We start from the raw sequence: 2,580 nt of genomic DNA on the forward strand, positions 1-2,580 counted from the left end.
CCATAATGAGAATTGCTGAAATGCATTTGCTGGACCGGTTCAAGCCTTGCCGGCTTCCGACTAACCTCGACTGGCCCTCAGCATTTCCTCGACGATGCCTGCAAAATTACATATAAACATCCGTGACATGCTACCCGCCGATCTGGACTACTATCGTTTCAACGGCTCGCTCACCACGCCGCCCTGCTCCGAAGGCGTTCGCTGGTTGGTCCTCAAGCAGCCGATCGTCGCCTTTACATACACAGATCGAAGCCGTCACCAAGGCTGTGGGCCACGCCAACAACCGTCCCCTGCAGCCGATAGACGCTCGGGTCATCCTGCAGTAAGTCGACCGTGCCAACCGGCCGTCGCATCCGCGCGGCCGGCTCCCCTCCCCCCATTCCAGGCCCATGACATCCCCGGCCGTCGCAGCTAAACTGCGCCCCGTTGCGCCCCGCGCTTCACCTCTGCCGGAGTCACCGGCCAGGACCTGTCATGATTCGCATCAACGAACTGCAACTGCCGCTCGGTCATCCCGCTGAGGCGCTGGGCCAGGCCATCGTCACGCGCCTGAAAATCAGCGACAGCGAGCTGCTCGACTTCACGGTCTTCAAGCGCAGCTATGACGCGCGCAAGAAGAACAGCGAGATCACCTTCGTCTACATCATCGACGTCAGCGTGGCGGACGAAGCCAAGGTGCTCGAACGTCTGGCTGACGACCGCAACATCCGCGTCTCGCCGGACACCGGCTACTACCCGGTCGGCCAGGCGCCCGAGGGGCTGAGCGAACGACCGCTGGTGATCGGCTTCGGCCCGTGCGGCCTGTTCGCCGCGCTGACCCTGGCGCAGATGGGTTTCCGCCCGATCGTGCTGGAGCGCGGCCGTGACGTGCGCAGCCGCACCAAGGACACCTGGGCGCTGTGGCGCAAGAAGGTGCTGAGCCCGGAATCCAACGTGCAGTTCGGCGAAGGCGGCGCGGGCCTGTTCTCCGATGGCAAGCTCTACAGCCAGATCAAGGACCCGAAGTTCTACGGTCGCAAGGTCATGCACGAGTTCGTTCGCGCGGGCGCGCCGGAAGAGATCATGTACGTCAGCAAGCCGCACATCGGCACCTTCCGCCTGACCGGCGTGGTCTCGACCATGCGCGAAGAGATCAAGGCGCTGGGCGGTGAAGTGCGTTTCGACAGCCGCGTCGTGGACGTCATCATTGAAGACGGCCGCATCCAGGGCGTACGCCTGGCCGATGGCGAGGAGCTTCGCAGCCGCTACGTGGTTCTGGCGCTCGGCCACAGTTCGCGCGACACCTTCCGCATGCTGCATACGCGCGGCGTCTACATCGAAGCCAAGCCCTTTGCCGTGGGCTTTCGTATCGAGCACCCGCAATCGCTCATCGACCATGCCCGCCTGGGCAAGTACGCCGGGCATCCGGAGCTGGGTGCGGCCGACTACAAGCTGGTCTACCACGCCAGGAACGGTCGGGCGGTCTACAGCTTCTGCATGTGCCCGGGCGGCACCGTGGTGGCAGCCACGTCAGAACCAGGCCGCGTGGTCACCAATGGCATGAGCCAGTATTCGCGCAACGAGCGCAACGCCAACGCCGGCATCGTCGTCGGTATCAACCCGGAAGAGGACTTCCCCGGCGGCCCGCTGGCGGGCGTCGAGTTGCAGGAACGGCTGGAGTCGCTTGCCTTCGAACTGGGCGGCAGCGACTATTGCGCACCCGGCCAGCTGGTCGGCGACTTCATTCGTGGTCGTGCGTCCAGCGAATTCGGCGATGTCGAACCCTCCTACAAGCCCGGCGTGCGCCTGGGTGATCTGGCGCCATCGCTGCCCGGCTACGTGATCGAGGCCATCCGTGAAGCCCTGCCGGCGTTTGGCAAGCAGATCCGCGGTTTCGACCGTGCCGATGCAATCCTCACCGGTATCGAAACACGCACCTCTTCACCAGTGCGGATCAAGCGCGACAACGAGTCGCTGCAAAGCATCAACACCCGCGGCCTGTACCCCGCTGGCGAGGGTGCCGGGTACGCCGGCGGCATCCTCTCGGCCGGTGTGGACGGCATCAAGGTGGCCGAAGCCGTGGCCACTGCGATGCTGACCGACCTGCAGCACTAACGGCGTCTGAACACGGACGACGGCGATGCCGTTCGTCCGTCTCCACGGCTTGCCATCGCGCCTATCTAATCAGGGGCATTTTTGGGGGGGCACCACAAGATAGTCAAACCAAACGAACCCTGCAGATACGAGACCTGTAGTGATTAGTTCGATTCCGTCCCTGCCATCTATCAATTCCAGCGGGTGTCAGCCTCACCCGAAAGCCCACAAAAACCCGCCTAGCGGCCTGTCGGGCTTTCTCCTTGTGTTCTGTTTTCTGTGCTCATGGTGGCCGGCCCTCAGTGAGAAGCAGCATGAGCCGTTTCCGTCCAGTTGATCGCCAGACCAGCTACCTGCTGCCACCTTCTGTCGACGACTGGCTGGCGGAGCGTAATGTGGCTCGCTTTATCGTTGAGGTGGTCGACGGGCTTGAGCTCAGCGCGCTGGAGAAGGCCTATGCCGGGCGAGGCAGCAGCGCCTACCTCCGGTCGAGGCTGCTGGCGCTGC

2 protein-coding genes and 1 pseudogene are annotated in these 2,580 nt (G+C 63.5%); all 3 read left to right on the forward strand.

The annotated features are described in order from the left end of the window. Positions 1-127: 127 nt before the first annotated feature. Positions 128-415, forward strand: coding sequence for a carbonic anhydrase family protein (locus tag NA637_RS25800; RefSeq protein ID WP_423836765.1), 288 nt, complete (start codon positions 128-130; stop codon positions 413-415). Between the two features lie 59 nt (positions 416-474). Continuing rightward, positions 475-2,094 (forward strand): NAD(P)/FAD-dependent oxidoreductase, encoded by a 1,620-nt coding sequence (locus NA637_RS24625; RefSeq protein WP_256075160.1) that lies wholly within the window; start codon positions 475-477, stop codon positions 2,092-2,094. Positions 2,095-2,387: 293 nt separating this feature from the next. Next, a pseudogene (locus NA637_RS24630) lies at positions 2,388-2,580 on the forward strand (IS5/IS1182 family transposase); the annotation flags it as partial.

This window comes from Stutzerimonas stutzeri (assembly GCF_024448935.1).
GTDB lineage: Bacteria > Pseudomonadota > Gammaproteobacteria > Pseudomonadales > Pseudomonadaceae > Stutzerimonas > Stutzerimonas stutzeri_AO.